Below are 19,377 nucleotides of genomic sequence, written 5' to 3' on the forward strand. Positions count from 1 at the left end.
GGCCGCTGACTGAGATCAATCATGTCTGGTGAGAAAGGCTGAGACAACGTCGAGGCAAAGCTCTCTTTCCTCGACATGCGGCATGTGGCTGGAGTTCTCGAAGAGAACCCACTCGCAACCCTTCACACAATCGACATAGGGTTTGACGACGAGCGGGGTCGCCTCGTCATATTTGCCGGAGATCAAAAGCGTCGGCGCCTGAATGAGCGGCAGACGATCCTCGATCGTCCAGTCCTTCATCGTGCCGATGACGTGGAATTCGGTCGGGCCATTCATGTTGCGGTAGACGGTGTTGTCTTCGTCCATGATCGCGAAGGTGCGCGCAACTTCCGGCGGCCATGGGGAAACGCGGCAGACATGCCGGTCGTAGAAGACGCGCGAGGCCGCGATATAGTCCGGATCGGTGATCGTGCCAGCTTCCTCGTGCTTCAGCAGCGTATCCTGCACCTCCTGCGGCAGCTCTTCACGCAGTCGGTTTGCCTCAGCCACCCAAGTATGCATGTTGGCTGGCGAATTGGCGATGACGAGCGCCTTCAATCCCTTCGGCTGGCGTACTGCATGTTCGGCGCCCAGCATACCGCCCCAGGACTGACCGAGGAAGGCGTAGCGATCCTGAATGCCGAGATGCTTGAGTAGCGCATCGAGTTCTTCGAGGAAGAGCGCCGGCGTCCAGAAATCCGGCCCCTTCTCGGGTAACCGGGTCGAGTTGCCGTTGCCGAGCTGATCGTAATGGATGACGACGCGGCCATCGAGCTCCGAGATACCCTTGAAGGAATCGACATAATCATGCGTGCAGCCGGGGCCACCATGGGCGACGACAAGCGGCAGTTTTCCGGAATCAAGCGAACCGGTGATGCGATACCATGTCTGGTATTCGCGAAACGGCAGAAAGGCTTCCTTCGTCGAAACTGCGGTCACAAGCGTCTCCATCTTCAGGGGCAATGATGGAGACCATAGCGTGGCCGAAAAGGCGAAGGCAGCTATCAGAAGTTATAGGATGGGCGATCTTCCAGCAGTCGGTAATGCGTGGCCCGCACGACGGCCTGCGTGCGGTTGCGGGCGCCCAGCTTCTTGGCAGCCGCATTGAGATGCATGACGACGGTCGGCACCGAACGGTCGATGATGCGCGAGATTTCCTTGGCCGAGAGGCCCTCTGCCGAATGGCGCAAACATTCGCGCTCCCGTTCCGTCAGGCGGATCTTGCCGACGCTCAGCGCCTTGGCATCGAAAAGCGAATAGGCGGCCTCGTGGAAGACATGGGCCAACAGGTTGAAATCGGCGATGTAGCGCAGCGCATGCTGCTCGAAATCGCTGTTGGCGCCGAAACGGATGCCGGTCACCGTCGCGTAGTCGCCTCGGGGCATATGAACGGGAACGGTGACACCGGTCGACATGTCACGTTCGCTGAGATAGCGCGTCACCGGCGCGGTGTCGTCGCTCATGAAGCGATTGATAAGCGTGTCGGCATCCCGGTCGTAATTCCAGAAGAAAGGAGCGGAGGTGCGCAGCGCCACCTGCTGAACGGGATCGATGCGGAAGTAGCCGCGGTCGAACCAGTATTCCCGCATGTCCTCGGAAATATTGCGCAGCTTCAACAGTGAAGGGATCATGATCGCGCCGTCGATGTCATAGGGCACGGGCGTGTAGTCGTAGATCAGGGCCTCGAAGCCGATCTCCTGCATCGCCGCGAAAACCTGATCGATACGCCCGTCCAGCGTCTCATGGGCTGAGAATTGCCGGCGGATCGTTCCGATTTCATCAAGCATGGCAGGCTCCCGGTCGGTGGTTCCCCACCCTATCACTTCTTATAGCTGGCAAAGACTGTGGTTTGCGGTAAAAATTTAGCCATGCCCAATTATTGAGCAAGCGAAATCTTCTGCCGGAGCGGTCAATGTGGCGTGAAATCGAGCCTGAGGCGCGACATGAGATCGAAGTCGACGGTTACAAGGTGGTCGCCTACAGTTTCGGGAGCGGCAACGAGACCGTCTTCTGCCTGAATGGCGGCCCGGGTCTGCCCTGCGATTATCTGCGCGAGGCCCATTCCTGTCTCATCGACAAAGGCTATCGCGTGGTGGCCTTCGATCAGCTCGGCACCGGCGCCTCCGACAGGCCGACCGACGCATCGCTCTGGACCATCGGCCGTTATGTCGAGGAGACCGAGACGGTGCGCAAGGCGCTCGGCCTCGGCAAGGTGCATATGCTCGGCCACTCCTGGGGCGGCTGGCTGGCGATCGACTATGCGCTCACTTATCCGGAAAACCTGCAGACGCTGATCCTGGAAGATACTGTCGCCGACATGCCGCACCTGATTTCCGAACTGGAGCGGCTGCGCGCCGCCCTCGGTCCTGAGACGGTGGCGATGATGCAGAAGCATGAGGCGCAGGGCACTTACAATCATCCGGAATATCAGGCGGCCGTGACGATCCTGAACTATCGCCATGTCTGCCGCCTGCCGGAATGGCCGGCTCCCGTGCGCCGCTCGCTCGACGACTGGAACATGGGTCCCTATGAGACCATGCAGGGTCCGAACGAATTCCTCTATATCGGCAATCTGAAGGACTGGAACCGTATCCCCGATCTGTCACGCGTGACGACGCCGGTGCTGATCACCACGGGCGAATATGACGAACTGACGCCGGCCTGTGCGCTTCGCATGAAGCTTGCCTTGCCGAATGCCGAGCTCAAGGTCTTTACCAATGCCAGCCACATGCCATTTTATGAAAACCCGCATGATTATTATCCCGCGCTGATCGATTTTCTGTCGCGGCGTAGGGCAAGCTGATGCAGGATCAGGTGATCGGAACCCGCCGAAGACAAGGGGGCGAGCGCCGCCATGCATCGTTATAAATTCATACTGACCCGGCCGGTCCAGTTCCTGCCCGTTATCTTCGGCATCAGCGTCATCACCTTCATCCTGGTGCGATTGATCCCCGGCGATCCCGCCCGCAATATTCTCGGCACGCGCGCGACACCGACGGCCCTTGCCAATATCCGCGCCCAATACGGCCTCGATCAGCCGATGTGGCTGCAATATTTCTACTTTCTCAAGAACCTCGCGAATGGCGAAATGGGCAAGTCGATCCTCTACAAGATCGACGTATTTCCGCTGATCGCCACGCGCATCGAGCCGACGATCGCGCTGGTACTGACAAGCGTCATCCTGTCGATCCTGATCGCCGTGCCGATGTCGGCGATTGCCGCTCGCAACGCTGGCCGGGCGCCTGATCATGCAGTACGCGTCATCTCCACATTCGGGATCGGCTTTCCGCCTTTCTGGCTCGGCCTGATGCTGATCATTCTTTTCAGCGTCGAACTCGGCGTCCTGCCCGTCTCCGGCTACGGCACGACACTGGCCGACAAGCTCTCCCATCTCATCTTGCCGGCGTTGACCGTTGCATTGTCACTGTCGACGGTGCTGACCCGCAGCCTGCGCTCCGCGATGATCGAATCCCTGAAATCGGATGTAGCGACAGCCGCTCGCGCCCGCGGCATGCCTGAGAGCATCGTCTTCTGGCGCCACGTCCTGCCGAATTCGCTGGTACCGACAATCAATCTTCTGGCCGTCAACATTGGCTGGCTGATCGGCGGCACTGTCGTCGTGGAAAGCGTCTTTGCCCTGCCCGGCATGGGCCAATTGCTGGTGCGCGCCATCTTCTCGCGCGACTATATGGTCGTCCAGGGCGTGGCCATGACCTTTGCCTGCGCCACCGTGCTGGTCAATTTCATTGCCGATATCGTCACCGTCGCTGTCGATCCGAGGGTGAAGCTATGAGCGTCGATGCCTTTACTCCCTCTCCCGTCGCCTGGCGCCGTTTCCTCGGCCACCGGCTGACACTCGTCATCGGCGCCGGCATTCTTCTGTTCTTTCTGCTTCTGGCAATCGCCGCTCCGCTGGTCGCACCCTATGATCCGATCCTGCAGAATGCCGATGTGCGGCTGCAGTCACCCTCCTTCGCCCATCTCTTCGGCACGGACAATTTCGGCCGCGACATACTTTCTCGCGTCATATGGGGCGCCCGCATCGATCTGCAGATTGCCGTCATCGGCGTGATCTTCCCGTTCCTGATCGGCACGACCGTTGGCACCATCGCCGGCTTCTTCGGCGGCATCGTCGATGCGGTTTTCATGCGCCTCGTCGATATCATCCTCGCCTTTCCCTTCCTTGTCCTGATGCTGTCGATCATCGCCATCCTCGGGCCGGGCCTCAGCAGCTTCTATATTGCCATGGCGCTGGTCGGCTGGGTCTCCTATGCGCGCCTTATCCGCGCGCAGATGCTGGTGCTGAAAAGCAGCGATTACGCAGTTGCAGCCGTCAGCCTCGGCTTCAGTCGTTTCAGGATCATGTTCCGTCACCTTCTGCCGAATGCGATTGCCGGCTCCATCGTCTTTTCCATGTCGGATGCCACACTGGTGCTGCTCAGCGGCGTAGCGGTCAGCTATCTCGGCCTCGGTGTGCAGCCGCCGCTCGCCGAATGGGGCGTCATGGTCGCCGAAGGCCAAAGTTTCATCACCACGGCCTGGTGGATCACGCTTTTCCCCGGCCTGTCGATCGTCTGTCTTGCCTTCGGTTTCAGCATGCTGGGTGATGCGCTCGGCGAACTTCTCGGAATTCACGAATGAGCGCTTCGGTCCTTTCCGTCCGCGACCTGACGGTCAAGGTTCATCTCGATGGCGGCGTACGAACGCTGATCGACCATGTTTCCCTTGATCTCGCCAAGGGCGAAATTCTCGGCCTCGTCGGCGAAAGTGGCTCGGGCAAGAGCCTGCTCTGCCGCTCGCTCGTCCGGCTGCTGCCCTCCTCGCTGATCAAGATCGAGGGCGGCACCGTCCTGCTCGAGGGGCGCGATCTGACGACGGCAAGCGATGCCGAGATTCTGGAAGTGCGCGGCGGCGAGATCGGCATGATCTTCCAGAACCCGACGAGCCATCTCGATCCGGTCATGCGCATCGGCGACCAGATTTCCGAGGGCATCCGCTATCATCAGGAGCTCAGCGCCAAGGAAGCACGGGCGGCAGCCATCGATATCCTGACGCAGGTCGGCTTTCCCGATCCCGTTCGCCAATATGACAGCTATCCGCACGAGTTTTCCGGTGGCATGCGCCAGCGTGCCATGATCGGCGTGGCACTCTCCTGCAACCCGAAGATCCTGATCGCCGACGAGCCGACGACCGCGCTCGACGTGACGATCCAGGCGCAGATCCTGAAACTTTTGCTGGAGATCCGAGAAAAGCGTGGCCTGTCGATCATCCTCATCACCCACGATCTCGGCATCGTCGCCCAGACCTGCGACCGCATCGCCGTCATGCGCAACGGCAAGCTGCTTGAACAGGGGCCGAAACGCACGATCCTCTCCCGGCCGCAGGATCCCTATACGATCAACCTGATCAACAGCCATCCCTCCATGCCGGACGAGGCGCCAATGCCGGAGCCGCAGGTCGTGTCTTCGGCCGCATCGACCAAGCCGCTTCTTGAAATCGACGACCTGCATGTGCGTTTCAAGGTTGGCGGCAGCCTGTTCAAGGGCAGCGCCAAGACGGTGAGCGCCGTTTCAGGCGTCAGCCTGCAGGTCATGCCGGGCGAAACCATCGGCATCGTCGGCGAATCCGGCAGCGGCAAGAGCACACTCGCACGCGCCGTGCTGGGGCTGACGCCGATCTCCTCAGGCCATGTGTCCTTCGAAGGGATCGATCTCGCGCAGCGGCGGGCTACCGGACTCGCAAAGCTGCGGCGTGAGACGGCCATGGTCTTTCAGGACCCTTATAACGCACTCAATCCGCGCCTCACGATCGGGCAGATGCTTGCCGAGGTGCTGAAGGTGCAGGGCAAGGTGCCGACATCTGCCATTCCGGAGAGGATCGGCGAATTACTCGATCTTGTCGGGCTGGAGCGGGAGTTTGCAAATCGCAAGCCCCGCAGCATGAGCGGTGGTCAGTGCCAGCGCGCCGGGATTGCCCGGGCGCTCGCTGTCGATCCGAAGCTCATTATTGCTGACGAATGTGTTGCGGCCCTCGACGTCACGATCCAGGCACAGATCATCGCGCTTTTCCGCGAACTGACCGCAAAGATGAACCTGACGCTGATGTTCATCGCCCATGACCTGGCGATCGTGCGCAACCTCTGCGAACGCGTGGTCGTCATGTATCGTGGCGAGATCGTCGAGGAAGGCTTCTCGGAAGAGGTCTTCGCGCGGCCGAAACATCCCTATACCGCGGCGCTGATTGCCGCCATTCCCGACATCGACCCGGACAAGCCGCTTCTGAGCAGCGCCAGCTTGGAAGACGAGCTGCAATCGATGCCGGCACTACCCGTCAAACGCATGCCTTAACAACGAAGGGAACGAACGCATGATCACCAGATGGAAATCAATCGGGCTTGCAGCGCTTCTTGCGGGCCTGACGCTCAGTGCATCCTACGCCGAAGCCGCCGGCGTGCTCACCATCGGCCGCCGAGAAGATTCGACGACATTCGATCCGATCAAGACGGCGCAGAACATCGACAACTGGGTCTTCTCCAACGTCTATGACGTACTGATCCGCGTCGACAAGACCGGCACCAAGCTGGAGCCCGGCCTTGCCGAAAGCTGGACCGTCTCCGACGATGGCCTGACCTATGTCTTCAAGATCCGCGACGCGAAATTCTCTGACAGTTCTCCGCTGACGGCAGAAGATGCCGCCTTCAGCCTGTTGCGTATCCGCGATGACGCAGGCTCGCTCTGGAGCGACTCCTACAAGGTAATCGACACCGCCGTCGCGACCGATCCGCACACGCTGACGATCAAGCTCAAGAATCCGTCGGCGCCCTTCCTGTCGACGCTGGCGCTGCCAAACGCATCCGTCATCTCCAAGGCCGGCATCGAATCCATGGGCGCGGACGCTTACGCGGAAAAGCCGATCGCCTCCGGCGCCTTTGTGGTCGACGAATGGCGGCGCGGCGACCGTGTCATCCTGAAGAAGAACCCGAATTTCTGGCAGGCCGATCGCGTCAAGCTCGACGGCGTCGAATGGATCTCGGTGCCCGACGACAATACCCGCATGCTGAACGTGCAGGCAGGCCAGCTCGATGCGGCCATCTTCGTGCCCTTCTCGCGCGTCGAGGAGTTGAAGAAGGATGCAGGCCTCAACGTGCTGATCGACCCGTCGACGCGCGAAGATCATCTGCTGATCAACCATGCGCATGGCGATCTCGGCAAGAAGGAAGTGCGCCAGGCGCTCGATCTCGCAATCGACAAGAAGGCGATCGTCGATACCGTCACTTTCGGTCAGGGGACAGTCGCCAATTCCTATATTCCGAAGGGCGCTCTCTATTATTACGCCGACAACCTGAAGCGCCCCTACGATCCGGAAAAGGCCAAGAAGTTGCTGGCCGATGCCGGCGTCTCCAACCTGACGCTGAATTACCTGATCCGCGCCGGCGACGAGGTGGATGAGCAGACGGCTGTGCTGGTGCAGCAGCAGCTCGCCAAGGCAGGCATCACTGCCAACCTGCAGAAGGTCGACCCCAGCCAGGAATGGGACATGACGGTTGCGGGCGACTACGACATCTCGGTCAACTACTGGACCAACGACATTCTCGACCCGGACCAGAAGACGACTTTCGTGCTCGGTCACGATTCCAACAACAACTACTTGACCAACTACAAGAATGAAGCGGTGAAGGAACTGGTCGCCAAGGCCCGCCTGGAACTCGATCCCAAGAAGCGCGAGCAGATGTATATCGACCTCCAGAAGACGGCGAAGGACGACGTCAACTGGATCGATCTCTACTACAGCCCGTATATCAACGTGGCGCGCAAGAACATCGACAACTTCTACCAGAACCCGCTCGGCCGCTTCTTCCTGGAAGACACGGTCAAGAACTGAGCCCGAACCTCGGTATCATCCTCCGCCGCCCTGAAAGCGGCGGAGTATTGTTTTCAGGAGCAATCGGGAATGACGACGGATAAAAAATCGCATTCATAGGGGTGGCCGAGATTGGGCTAGCCTATGGAAGCGGCTCTCGACGGTTCCAGTCATAAGGTTGCTGCTGATCTCGCCGCCTGCTCGTAATAGCCCGATAAGGCTCTCAAATGAGAGGCGATACTAGAAAGATCATCCTGCGACAGGCCCGACACCTTCGTCGCTTCGACCAGCAGCCGCTCACGGATCTCAGAATAACGCGTCAGCGCTTCCAGACCCTTGTCGGTAACCTGGATGACTTTCTCCTTGCCAGATTTTCCGGTTTTGACCAGTCCTGCGGCATCAAGCTTCTTTACCGCGTAATTGGCGACATGGGTGTCTTCGATATCGAGCACGAGGCAGAGGTCGGACAGTGTCTTCGGCCGGTCGCGATGGCGGACCGAGTGAATGATGAGGATCTCCACCGGCGACAAGCTAGGCACCCCGGCGGCGGCCATACAGCGCACCATCCAGCGATTAAAGGCGTGAGAAAAGAGGACCGATCCGTATTCGAGCTCCGAGAGAGCCGGCGAGCTGCCGAGCGCCAGATGGGCCGACGAGACGATCAGGTCGCGGGGAGCCTTTTGGTCTTTCGATTTTTCCATTGAACGCCCTTTCATCTCAAATGCTCAGGCATCTCTCGGTCCGTATCCGCCGCCTGTTGGCGTCACGACCGTAAAGGCTTCGCCCGCTTCCAGCACCGTGTGGGCAGCACCGATCAGTTCATCGATCGTGCCGTCATTGCGGCGAACATAGTTGCGGCCGGTCTGCCCGTCTTCGCCACCCTTCAGACCGAAGGGTGCGACGCGACGATGGCCGGAGAGAACGGCAAATTCCAGTTTCTCGCGCGTACGGATCGTGCGCTGCGTGCCATTGCCGGCATGCCACTGACCGCGGCCCCCGGAATTCGGTCGGATATGGAAATCCTCCAGCACGACAGGAAAACGGCTCTCCAGAATTTCCGGATCGGTGAGGCGCGAATTGGTCATGTGCGTATGCACGGCATCCGCACCGTTGAAGCCGGGGCCGGCCGGTGCACCAGAGCAGATGGTTTCGTAATATTGGTACTTGTCGTTGCCGAAGGTCAGGTTGTTCATCGTGCCTTGTGCCGCGGCCATGGCGCCGACGGCGCCGATCAGGCAGTTGGTCACGGCCTGACTGACTTCGACATTGCCGGCGACGACGGCCGCCGGATAGGCCGGCGTCAGCATCGTGCCATCGGGAATAACGATATGGATCGGCCGCAGGCAGCCGGCATTCATCGGAATATCCGCCTCGACCAGCACGCGGAAAACATAGAGCACGGCCGCGCGCGTCACCGGCGCCGGCGCATTGAAATTGTCGGGGCGCTGGGCCGACGTGCCGGTAAAATCGACTGTCGCTTCTCGCTTTTCCCGATCGATGGAAATCTTGACGACGATCTTGCAGCCCTGATCCATCTCATAGGAAAATTCGCCGTCCGGCAGCCGGTCGAGCACGCGGCGGACACTTTCGGCGGCGTTGTCCTGCACATGGCCCATATAGGCGTCGACCACGTCTTCGCTGAAAAGCGCAATCATCTTCTTCAGTTCCGCCACGCCCTTTTCATTGGCGGCAACCTGCGCCTTCAGGTCGTTGACGTTCTGCGCCAGCGTGCGCACGGGATAACGCGCACCGGTCAAGAGATCGGCAAGGGCATCCTCACGGAATTTGCCGCGATCGAGAAGCTTGAAATTATCGATGTAAACGCCTTCCTCCTCGATATGCGTCGCGAGCGGCGACATCGAGCCAGGCGAGATGCCGCCGATATCAGCGTGATGCCCGCGGCTTGCCACCCAGAAGCGGATGCGCGTGCCGGCATCGTCGAAGACCGGCGTGCAGACGGTGAGGTCAGGCAGATGCGTGCCGCCATTATAGGGCGCATTGATCAGGAAGACGTCGCCCGGATGAATGACGGGATTTTCGCGGATGGCGGTCGCGACGGATGCATCCATGGAGCCGAGATGCACTGGCATATGCGGCGCGTTGGCGACGAGATTACCGTCCGCATCGAAGACCGCGCAGGAAAAATCGAGCCGTTCTTTGATGTTGACGGAGTAGGCGGTGTTCTGCAGCGTCACACCCATCTGCTCAGCAATCGACATGAAGAGATTGTTGAAGATCTCCAGCATGACCGGATCGGCTTTGGTGCCGATCGCCGTGCGCTCGGGCAGCGCCTTGATGCGGGTGAGCACGACATGATCGCGCGCCGTCAGCTTCGCCTGCCAGCCATCTTCCACGATGATGGTCTGGTTCGGCTCGATGATGATGGCCGGCCCGGTCACGGTCTGGCCGGGAAGGATGTGATCGCGCAGGACGACCGCCGCATCATGGCTTTCACCCTGCGAATGGAACTGGGTTCGCCGGATGGCCGAAACCTCGCCATCACCGGCCTCGCCGCGATCGACGTCGATTTCGGCGGCCGCACCGCCGATGCATTCGACCTCGACTGCTTCCACGACCAGCGGCTTGTCCTCGGCGACGAAGCCGAAGCGACGCTTGTGCAGGATCTCGAACTCCCTGCGAAGGCGCGTCTCGTTATCAGCCTGCGGGAACAGTGCCTCGACCGCCAGCAGCGTATCGGTGCCGGCATAGCGAATATGAGCGCGCAGCACCGTCTTGATCTTGCCGGCCGCGACGCCCTGCGCCACCAGTTCCGGCTGACACTCGCCCTGCAATTCCCTGCCAAGCGCGGTCATCGCTGCGGGAGCAGCCGCATCGAGCGGCACACCGAGCGCCTTTTGACGCGTGGAGCGGATATCGGCGAGACCCATGCCATAGGCAGACAGAAGACCGGACATCGGATGCAGGAGGATACTCTTCATCCCGAGCGCATCAGCGACAAGGCAGGCATGCTGACCGCCAGCGCCACCAAAGCAGTTGAGCGCATAACGCGTCACGTCATAACCGCGCTGGACGGAAATCCTCTTGATCGCCTCGACCATATTGGCAACGGCAATGCGGATGAATCCGTCAGCCACTTCTTCGGGGCTACGCCCGTCACCGATCTCGGCTGCCAGCGCGGCGAACTTCTGCCGCACCGCCTCGACATCGAGCGGCTGATCCTGGTTCGGGCCGAAGATCGCCGGGAAGAAATCGGGCAGCAGTTTGCCAGCCATGACATTGGCATCGGTCACCGCGAGCGGGCCGCCATTGCGATAGCAGGCGGGGCCTGGGAAAGCGCCGGCGGAATCAGGCCCAACTCGGAAGCGGCCGCTCTCGAAATGCAGGATCGAACCGCCGCCGGCAGCCACCGTATGGATCAGCATCATCGGCGCGCGAACACGTACGCCGGCGACTTCCGTTTCGAAGGCCCGCTCATATTCACCGTCGAAATGCGCCACGTCAGTCGAGGTGCCGCCCATATCGAAGCCGATCACATGGCCGAAACCCGCCTGCTCGCCGGTCTTGGCAAGACCAACCACGCCGCCGGCCGGGCCGGACAGGATCGCGTCCTTGCCCTGAAACATATCGGCTGCCGTCAGGCCGCCCGAGGACATCATGAACATCACGCGCGCGCCGGTGCGCGCCACGTCAAGTTCGTCCGAGACCTGACTGACATAGCGGCCGAGCACTGGCGAAAGATAAGCGTCGACAACGGTCGTATCGCCACGGCCGACCAGCTTGATCAGCGGCGAGACTTCGTGACTGACGGAAACCTGTTCGAAACCGATGGCGCGAGCAATGCGCGCGGCGATTGCCTCATGCTCCGGATATTTATAGGCATGCATGAAGACGATCGCGACGGCGCGGTAACCCTTGGCGCGCAGGTCGCGCAACGCTGCTTCCGTTGCCGCCTCGTCGAGCTTTATCTCGACAGTACCGTCAGCGAGTACACGCTCATCCAGCTCGACCACATCCTGATAGAGCGCTTCCGGTTTGACGATCTCGGTTGCAAAGATCTTCTTGCGCTCCTGATAGCCGATGCGGAGGGCGTCGCGGAAACCCTTCGTCGTCACCAGCGCCAGACGTTCGCCCTTGCGCTCGAGGAGCGCATTGGTGGCGACGGTGGTGCCCATACGCACCTCGCCGATCAGCCCGACCGGGATCGCTTCACCGGTGGTCAGGCCGAGATGCAGACGGATCCCGTGGACAGCGGCATCACGATAGGCGTCCGGATTTTCGGACAGCACCTTTCGGGCGTGCAGGGCACCGGACGGGTCGCGTCCGACGATATCCGTGAAGGTACCTCCACGATCGATCCAGAAGTCCCAGCTACCAGCCGTAGTGCCCAACAAAATCGCCTCCACCGTTCGTTTCGGATTTCACTAAGAAATTATCGACAAATCGTCAACGTTTTATAGAAGAGAAAGCCGCCGAAAGTATCGATGGGTGGAGGGCGTAGGATCGGCCCGACATTCAGGCGCATAGAATCGAACGCCGCGGCCCGAGGGCCGCGGCGACAAGGTTGGGATGAATGACGGATTCTTGAGGGCCAGCCCTCAAACGCCGCCCTTCCCGTTTGATCAACGCGAGGTCAGATCGTCGGGCAGTTCGGCATTATGGTATTTGCGATAGATATCGCGCAGCACCTTGTTGTCGAAATTGGTCTTCACCCACTGGTCGAGCCAGGTCTTGAGGCCGGTTTCGCCCTTCGGAATGCCGATACCGAGGTTGGTTTCCTTCTGCGTGAACTTCACCTGCAGCGGATGGTCGGCCATCTTCTTGTTGATGCCATTGATGACGGCCGACTGGCTGGAAACGGTGTCAACCTGCCCGGACACGACCGAGGTGATCAGCGTTGCGTCATCCTCGAAGCGGACGATATTGGCGCCCTTCGCATTGGCGGTGATGTCCTGATCATTGGTGGTGGCGCGGGTAACACCGATGCGCTTGCCGTCGAGATCGGCATAATTCTTGATCTCAACGTTCGGTTGGGCAGCAACGACGAGCGCGAGCGTCGCATAGGGAACGGAATAATCGATCGCCTTCTTGCGCTCTTCGGTGATGCCGAGCGAGGAGACGACCATGTCGGCCTTGCCGGTCTGAACCGAGGGAACGCGGGCGGCGTTGGTGATTTCCACCAGTTCGAGCTGGACGCCGAGATCCTTGGCGATCAACTTCGCAGTTTCGATGTCAGAGCCCGACGGCTGCAGGCTCTCATCGACGAAAGAATACTCCGGAATACCCATCGCGACCGCGATGCGAACCTTGCCGGCCTTCTTGATATTGTCGAGCACATCGGCATGAGCAACGCTTGCCAGCGCCAGCAGGCCCGCGCCCGCCAAAAGTGCCAGTTTCGAAATCATTGTCTTCGGCATACTCCAAGTCTCCTCTACCTGATTGCCTCTGCCCGCTCTCTGTCGGGCCTCCTCTCAAACCTGCGCCGGCTCATCCGGGGGCAGGCAATTTCCTACCGCACTGACGAGGTCTAAAGTTCCGCGGCCATAAATTCCTTGAGTTCCGGCGTCTGCGGATTGCTCAGGATGTCCGCGCCACCCATCTCCCAGACCTTGCCGGTATGCATGTAGATGACGCGGTTGGCGGCGCGCTTGGCAAAGCCCATTTCGTGCGTGACGACGATCATCGTCATGCCGCCGCGGGCAAGATCTTCCATCACGCGCAACACTTCGCCCGTCAGCTTCGGGTCGAGCGCCGAGGTCACCTCGTCGAACAGCATCACCTTCGGCTGCATGGCGAGCGAGCGGGCGATTGCCACGCGCTGCTGCTGGCCACCGGACAGTTGCTCCGGATAGGCATCGATCTTTTCCGAGAGGCCGACCTTGGCGAGCACCTGCCTGGCGATCTCGAAGGCTTGGTCCTTGCGCATGCCCTTCACGCAGCGCAGCGCCAGCATGATGTTTTCGGCGACCGTCATATGCGGGAAGAGATTGTAGCTCTGGAACACCATGCCGATGTCGCGACGTAATGTCCTGAGATCGAGCTTCGGATCTTCGACGTGATGGCCGCAGACCTCGATCGAGCCGTCCTGGATCGTCTCCAGCCGGTTGATGCAGCGCAACGCCGTGCTCTTGCCGGAGCCGGACTGGCCGATCAGAGCCACCACTTCGCCGGCATCGATCTCGAAGGAGACGCCCTTCAGCACTTCCAGCGCGCCGAAGCGCTTGACCACATTGGTGAGTTTAACGGCGACCGACATTGAGCTTCCTCTCGAGAGAGCGGCTCCAGACCGACAGCGGATAGCAGACAGCGAAATAGAGAAGCGCTGCGATACCGAAGACCAGGAAGGGCTGGAACAGGGAGTTGTTGATGACCTGCGCCGCACGCGTCAGCTCCAGGAAGCCGACGACCGAGGCGAGCGAGGTGTTCTTGACGAGCTGGACGAGGAAACCGACCGTCGGCGGCGTGGCGATCCGAAGCGCCTGCGGCAGGATCACATCCCGCAGCGCCTGCCAGCGTGTCAAGCCGAGGCATTCGGCCGCCTCGAATTGCGTGCGTGAAATGGATTCGACCGAGCCGCGCCAGATCTCGCCGAGATAGGAGCTCGAATAGATCATCATGCCGAGGCCGGCCGCTACAAGCGGCGGCACGGAGATATTGATCACCCCGAGGCCGAAATAGAGGATAAACATCTGGATCAGCAGCGGCGTACCCTGAACGATCTGGATGTAGATGAGGGCTGCCCGCCTTACCCAAAGGAAGCGGGAGATGCGGCACAGCATGACGAAGAAGCCAGCAATGCCGCCGAGCAGGAAGGCAAGCGCTGACAGCACCACTGTCCAGAGAAGCCCGTCCAGCAGGTAGATTAGATGATTGAAGGAAAACCCACCGAGCATAGCGACCTCTAGAGCGACGTACCGAGCCGGCGGCGGCGCGGAAAGGCGATGAGACCGAGGCCGTAGAAGCCTGCCCGCATCAGATAGGTGATGGCGATGTAGAGGACCGCAACGACCATATAGGTTTCCAGCGATCGGAACGTATTCGACTGGATATTGTTGGCGACCCCCGTCAACTCTTCGGCGGAGATCTGTGATGCGATCGAGGTCGACAGCATCATCAGGATGAACTGGCTGGAAAGTGCGGGATAGACACGCTCGATTGCGGGCAGAAGAATGATATCCCGGTAGATTTGCAGCTTCGACAGGCCCAGCGCCTCAGCGGCCTCGATCTGGCTAGGATGGATGGAATCCATGCCGGCTCGCACGATCTCGGCCGTGTAGGCGCCGACATTGATGACCATGGCAAAGACGGCGGCCGCAATGATTGGCAGGCGGATGCCGACGGAGGACAGGCCGAAGAAGATGAAGAAGATCTGCACGATGAAGGGTGTGTTGCGCACGGTCTCGACATAGATGCTGACGAGGGCACGCAGCGGCCCGATAGTCGAGCGGCGGGCAATCGCGCAGGCAACGCCGATCGCCAGACCGATGATCACCGAAAAGACGGTAATCTCGATCGTGACAAGCGCGCCCGACAGGAAATCGCTCCAATAGGGCAGCAAGGCCGAAAAATCGAACTGGTACTGCATATCCTCCTCCATTCCGGCCACGCCAACTCCACCGACGCAGCCTCGCGTTCCCAAAGGAAGGCGTCATGTCTCCTCCCGGCTGTCGCGTCAGCGCGCCAGCCAGCCTCCATCGACCGGCAGAACCGTGCCATGCACATAGTCGGATGCTGCTGACGCCAGGAAGACCGCGGCACCACCGATATCGTCGGGCTCACCCCAGCGACCGGCCGGAATGCGGGCCAGGATGCCGGCATTGCGATCGGCATCCTCGCGCAGCGCCGTCGTGTTGTTGGTCACGAAATAGCCGGGGGCGATGGCATTGACGTTCACGCCCTTGCCCGCCCATTCGCAGGCGAGCAGCCGTGTCAAACCTGCAAGGCCGCTCTTCGAGGCCGTGTAGGACGGGATACGGATGCCGCCCTGAAAGGAGAGCAGCGAGGCGATGTTGATGATCTTGCCGCGCCCCTTTTCGAGCATGTGGCGGGCAGCAGCCTGAGACAGGAAAAAGGCCGTCTTCAGGTTGACGTTCATCACCGCGTCCCAGTCTTCCTCGGTGAAGTCGATCGCGTCGGCACGACGGATGATGCCGGCATTGTTGACGAGGATATCGAGCGCTCCAAAGCGCTCCAGCGCCTCCGCAACGATCGGCTTGACCGGCTCGATCGTACCGAGGTCGGCCTTGATGACGTGGAACTTCGAACCCGCCTCCGCGACCAAAGCTTCGGTCTCATCCATCGACGAACGGCCGACGGCGACGATCGAAGCACCAGCCTCTGCCAGCGCGACGGCGATACCCTGCCCGATGCCGGTATTGGCACCAGTAACAACGGCAGTTTTTCCTGAAAGGTTGAAAAGAGCCTGCATCGCCATCACCTCAGATCGCCGATGGCGATATGATCCATGTCGGTGAAGCTCTTGTTGTCGCCGGCCATGGCCCAGATGAAGCTGTAATTCTTGGTGCCGGCGCCGGAATGGATCGACCAGGGCGGCGAGATGATCGCCTGTTCGTTGGCGACAAGCATGTGACGCGTTTCCTGCGGCTCGCCCATGAAATGGAAGACGCGCTGGTCGGCATCGAGGTCGAAATAGAGATAGGCCTCCATGCGCCGGTCATGCGTGTGGCTCGGCATGGTGTTCCAGATGCTGCCTGTCTCCAGGCTCGTGAAGCCCATGGTCAGCTGGCAGGACTGGCAAACCTCTGGATGGATATACTGATAGATCGAACGCTTGTTGGCGGTGGCCGCCTCGCCCGGCGTCAGATGTCGCGCCTTGTCGCGCGTCAGAAGCACGGTCGGGTGGCTGGCGTGGGCCGGCGTCGAGACCAGATAGAATTTTGCCGGATTGGCAGCCTCGGCACTTTCGAAACTGATATCGATGGCGCTCCTGCCGACATAGAGGCAGTCATATTTCGCCAGAGTGTAGGTCGTGCCATCGACGACCACGCGGCCGGAATTGCCGACATTCAGCACGCCGAGCTCACGCTCCGCCAGAAACGTGTCCTGACCGATCGCCTTCGGCGCCGTGAGCACGAGAGCCGTGCCGAGCGGTGCGGCGCCGCCAATGACCATCCGGTCGTAATGCGAATAGGTCAGCCTGATTTCGCCAGGCACAAAAACCGTCTCGACCAGGAAGTGACGCCGTAGCGTTTCCGTATCGAAGCCCCTGATAGCTTCGGGGTGGGAGGCGTGTCGTACGTCAATCTGCATTGGAATTGTCCTTCTCTCCTCCGGATGCCGCCATCTGTGGGGCATCCTCAATGAAATAGGCTGGGTCGAGCATCTCGGCTTTCTCGACTTCGTGCAGCAGCTTGCCGAGATGGAACTCCATGGCGGCCTTCGCCCCATCCTTGTCGCCGGTTCGCATGCAATCGATGACCGCGGCATGCTCCTCGATGACGCGCGCCAGGCGGCCCTGCTGCGGTAGCGTCAGCAGGCGGTAGCGGTCGCTGTGAACCTTGACCTGCTGGATGATCGCCCAGATGCCGGGAAAGCCGGCGATATTGCTGATGAGCTGGTGGAAATCATTGTCGATGACGTGGAAGGCCGCGACATCGCCTTCGCGATGGCAGGCATCCAGATCAGCGAGATTGCGCTCCAGCGCACGCAGGCCTGCCGGCGTCATCTTCTCGACCGCGATCGAAATCGTCGTGTCCTCCAGCGCCTTGCGCACGAGGATCGCTTCGTAGAGCGCGCGGCGCGGAATGCGGGAGACGAAAGTGCCGGATTGCGGAAAGACATCGACGAGGCCGTCATCAGCAAGTCGGATGATAGCTTCACGGATCGGCGTCCGGCTGACGCCGAACTGCGCCTCCAGCTCCTTCTCGTTCAGCAGCTCCATCGGCTTGCGACGCAGCGAAACGATGTCGTCGAGAAGCGCATTGTAGACGAGGGTCGCTGCCCGCGGCGCAGCCGCCCGCTGATGCGAAAGCACCGTGACCCCCTGTAGGGAGCGCTTCTTGCGCACGATTCCGGAGGGCGAATTCATCGCATTCCTTCCAAGAAGCAGATCAGCAATCGAGTGTTTGAAATCATCAAGGACCGCCTCCACTCGATCTCATGAAGAAGTAATATATTAGTATCCAACTTCTGACAAGCGCGTCGATGAGCCGTTTTTGCGGTTGTGGAAAACGAAGCCGAGGTGGGAAATCTGCCAAGTGCACAGCGGACAAGAATGTTGACGCGATCTGTTCGAAGCGATTTTGGCGAACCATCTGTCGCAATTGAATGGTGGTCCGAGCTCCTAGCCGACGGACTGTTCGAACGAAATGCGCAACCGAGGCGCGACTGCGCCACGCCATCATTCCGTCAGCGACGCCGTATTTGAGACAGCCTTGAAAGAAGGCTTTAATACGCCATTTTCTGGCGCAACCAGAATGGCCGTTGCGGTCCTAAAGCAGGCTCAATGCAAGGGTCGGCGCACGCGGTGCCGCCGGCGCCCGGGTTAAGGATGCACCGCGACCAGAGGGAACAAAAAAATGAAAGTACTTTTGGCATCCACCATCTTTGCAGCCGGCACGATGCTCGCGAGCGGCAGCGTTTTTGCAGCCGATTGCGGCAATGTCACGATCGCGAGCATGAACTGGCAGTCCGCGGAAGTGGCTGCAAGCCTCGACAAGATCATCCTTGAGGAAGGGTACGGCTGCACGGCCGAAATCGTCACTGGCGATACCGTCCCCACCCTGACCTCCATGGCAGAAAAAGGCGAGCCGGATATCGCTCCGGAAGCCTGGGTCAGCCTTCAGCCGGAACTGGTGAAGCGTGGCCTTGAAGGCGGCAAGGTCGTCGAAGGCGCCAAGATTCTCTCCGATGGCGCAATCCAGGGCTGGTGGATCCCCAAATACATCGCCGACGCCCATCCCGACGTTAAGACCATCCCCGACCTTCTGAAGCATCCTGAACTCTTCCCGGCACCGGAAGACAAGAGCAAGGGCGCGGTCTTCAATGGCCCTCAGGGCTGGGGCGGCACTGTCGTCACCGCCCAACTCTTCAAGGCCTATGGCGCTGAAAAAGCCGGCTTTACGCTTGTCGACACCGGTTCGGCCGCAGGCCTAGATGGCTCGATCGCCAAGGCCTATGAAGGCAAGCAGCCCTGGGTCGGCTATTATTGGGCACCGACCTCCTTGCTCGGCAAATATGAGATGGTCAAGCTCGGCTACGGCACGGAATATGACGCGGCCGAATGGAAGCGTTGCACCTCGATTGCCGATTGTGCCGATCCCAAGCCGAATGCCTGGCCGGCCGATGACGTGAAGACGCTGATCAGCAAGAGTTTTGCAGATCGCGGCGGCCCTGCCATCGATTATCTGAAGAAGCGGGCCTGGACCAATGATACCGTCAACAAGCTGATCGCCTGGATGACCGACAATCAGGCAACCGGAGAAGACGGCGCCAAATACTTCCTGAAGAATAATGAGCCCCTCTGGAAGGACTGGGTCTCGCCGGAAGCCGCCGAAAAGATCAAGGCTTCGCTCTAATCACTCAGACATGACATGGGCAGCCTTGCCGCTGCCCAGACAA

17 protein-coding genes are annotated in these 19,377 nt (G+C 60.3%); 6 read left to right on the forward strand and 11 right to left on the reverse strand.

Annotated elements, in window-relative coordinates:
- Positions 1-15 precede the first annotated feature (15 nt).
- Positions 16-918: a proline iminopeptidase-family hydrolase gene (locus PMI11_RS31530; RefSeq protein WP_007825600.1), complete on the reverse strand. Its 903-nt coding sequence runs from the start codon at positions 916-918 to the stop codon at positions 16-18.
- A 65-nt stretch (positions 919-983) separates the two neighbouring features.
- Positions 984-1,766, reverse strand: coding sequence for a helix-turn-helix transcriptional regulator (locus tag PMI11_RS31535; RefSeq protein ID WP_007825602.1), 783 nt, complete (start codon positions 1,764-1,766; stop codon positions 984-986).
- Between the two features lie 125 nt (positions 1,767-1,891).
- Between PMI11_RS31535 and PMI11_RS31540 the strand changes: the two genes are divergently transcribed.
- Genes PMI11_RS31540 through PMI11_RS31560 form a run of 5 tightly spaced genes read left to right on the forward strand, consistent with a single transcriptional unit; the run spans position 1,892 to position 7,860 of the window.
- Positions 1,892-2,782 (forward strand): proline iminopeptidase-family hydrolase, encoded by an 891-nt coding sequence (locus PMI11_RS31540; RefSeq protein WP_007825604.1) that lies wholly within the window; start codon positions 1,892-1,894, stop codon positions 2,780-2,782.
- Positions 2,783-2,833: 51 nt separating this feature from the next.
- A complete protein-coding gene (locus PMI11_RS31545) occupies positions 2,834-3,772 on the forward strand; it encodes an ABC transporter permease (protein WP_007825610.1) in 939 nt (312 codons plus the stop codon).
- Positions 3,769-4,620 carry an ABC transporter permease gene (locus tag PMI11_RS31550; protein ID WP_007825611.1) on the forward strand — a complete coding sequence of 284 codons (852 nt, stop codon included), beginning with the start codon at positions 3,769-3,771 and terminating at the stop codon, positions 4,618-4,620. The genes PMI11_RS31545 and PMI11_RS31550 overlap by 4 nt, the downstream gene beginning before the upstream one ends.
- A complete protein-coding gene (locus PMI11_RS31555; protein WP_007825613.1) occupies positions 4,617-6,326 on the forward strand; it encodes a dipeptide ABC transporter ATP-binding protein in 1,710 nt (569 codons plus the stop codon). The genes PMI11_RS31550 and PMI11_RS31555 overlap by 4 nt, the downstream gene beginning before the upstream one ends.
- Before the next feature lie 19 nt (positions 6,327-6,345).
- The gene (locus PMI11_RS31560; protein WP_007825615.1) at positions 6,346-7,860 is read left to right on the forward strand and encodes an ABC transporter substrate-binding protein; all 1,515 of its coding nucleotides are present in this window, start codon (positions 6,346-6,348) and stop codon (positions 7,858-7,860) included.
- A 149-nt stretch (positions 7,861-8,009) separates the two neighbouring features.
- Here the strand turns inward: PMI11_RS31560 and PMI11_RS31565 are convergent, their stop codons facing one another.
- The 9 genes from PMI11_RS31565 to PMI11_RS31605 form a co-directional block, all read right to left on the reverse strand.
- Positions 8,010-8,540, reverse strand: a complete 531-nt coding sequence (locus PMI11_RS31565; RefSeq protein WP_007825617.1) for a winged helix DNA-binding protein — start codon at positions 8,538-8,540, stop codon at positions 8,010-8,012.
- A gap of 24 nt (positions 8,541-8,564) precedes the next feature.
- On the reverse strand, positions 8,565-12,191 hold the full coding sequence (locus PMI11_RS31570; RefSeq protein ID WP_007825620.1) for a hydantoinase B/oxoprolinase family protein: 3,627 nt from the start codon (positions 12,189-12,191) through the stop codon (positions 8,565-8,567).
- A 228-nt stretch (positions 12,192-12,419) separates the two neighbouring features.
- Positions 12,420-13,214 (reverse strand): transporter substrate-binding domain-containing protein, encoded by a 795-nt coding sequence (locus tag PMI11_RS31575; protein WP_007825621.1) that lies wholly within the window; start codon positions 13,212-13,214, stop codon positions 12,420-12,422.
- A 110-nt stretch (positions 13,215-13,324) separates the two neighbouring features.
- Positions 13,325-14,053, reverse strand: coding sequence for an amino acid ABC transporter ATP-binding protein (locus tag PMI11_RS31580; protein WP_007825624.1), 729 nt, complete (start codon positions 14,051-14,053; stop codon positions 13,325-13,327).
- Complete coding sequence (locus PMI11_RS31585; protein ID WP_007825626.1) at positions 14,037-14,690, reverse strand: amino acid ABC transporter permease; 654 nt, start codon at positions 14,688-14,690, stop codon at positions 14,037-14,039. The genes PMI11_RS31580 and PMI11_RS31585 overlap by 17 nt, the downstream gene beginning before the upstream one ends.
- A gap of 8 nt (positions 14,691-14,698) precedes the next feature.
- Positions 14,699-15,382, reverse strand: a complete 684-nt coding sequence (locus PMI11_RS31590) for an amino acid ABC transporter permease (protein ID WP_007825628.1) — start codon at positions 15,380-15,382, stop codon at positions 14,699-14,701.
- Positions 15,383-15,469: 87 nt separating this feature from the next.
- Positions 15,470-16,225, reverse strand: coding sequence for a 2-dehydro-3-deoxy-D-gluconate 5-dehydrogenase KduD (kduD, locus tag PMI11_RS31595; RefSeq protein ID WP_007825630.1), 756 nt, complete (start codon positions 16,223-16,225; stop codon positions 15,470-15,472).
- Positions 16,226-16,230: 5 nt separating this feature from the next.
- The gene (gene kduI, locus PMI11_RS31600; RefSeq protein ID WP_007825633.1) at positions 16,231-17,067 is read right to left on the reverse strand and encodes a 5-dehydro-4-deoxy-D-glucuronate isomerase; all 837 of its coding nucleotides are present in this window, start codon (positions 17,065-17,067) and stop codon (positions 16,231-16,233) included.
- The gene (locus tag PMI11_RS31605; RefSeq protein WP_007825639.1) at positions 17,057-17,845 is read right to left on the reverse strand and encodes a GntR family transcriptional regulator; all 789 of its coding nucleotides are present in this window, start codon (positions 17,843-17,845) and stop codon (positions 17,057-17,059) included. The genes kduI and PMI11_RS31605 overlap by 11 nt, the downstream gene beginning before the upstream one ends.
- 490 nt (positions 17,846-18,335) lie before the next feature.
- Here PMI11_RS31605 and PMI11_RS31610 point away from each other — a divergent pair, with 490 nt between their 5' ends.
- Positions 18,336-19,334 carry an ABC transporter substrate-binding protein gene (locus PMI11_RS31610; protein WP_007825644.1) on the forward strand — a complete coding sequence of 333 codons (999 nt, stop codon included), beginning with the start codon at positions 18,336-18,338 and terminating at the stop codon, positions 19,332-19,334.
- Positions 19,335-19,377: the final 43 nt, after the last annotated feature.

Source organism: Rhizobium sp. CF142, from assembly GCF_000281145.1.
Lineage (GTDB): Bacteria > Pseudomonadota > Alphaproteobacteria > Rhizobiales > Rhizobiaceae > Rhizobium.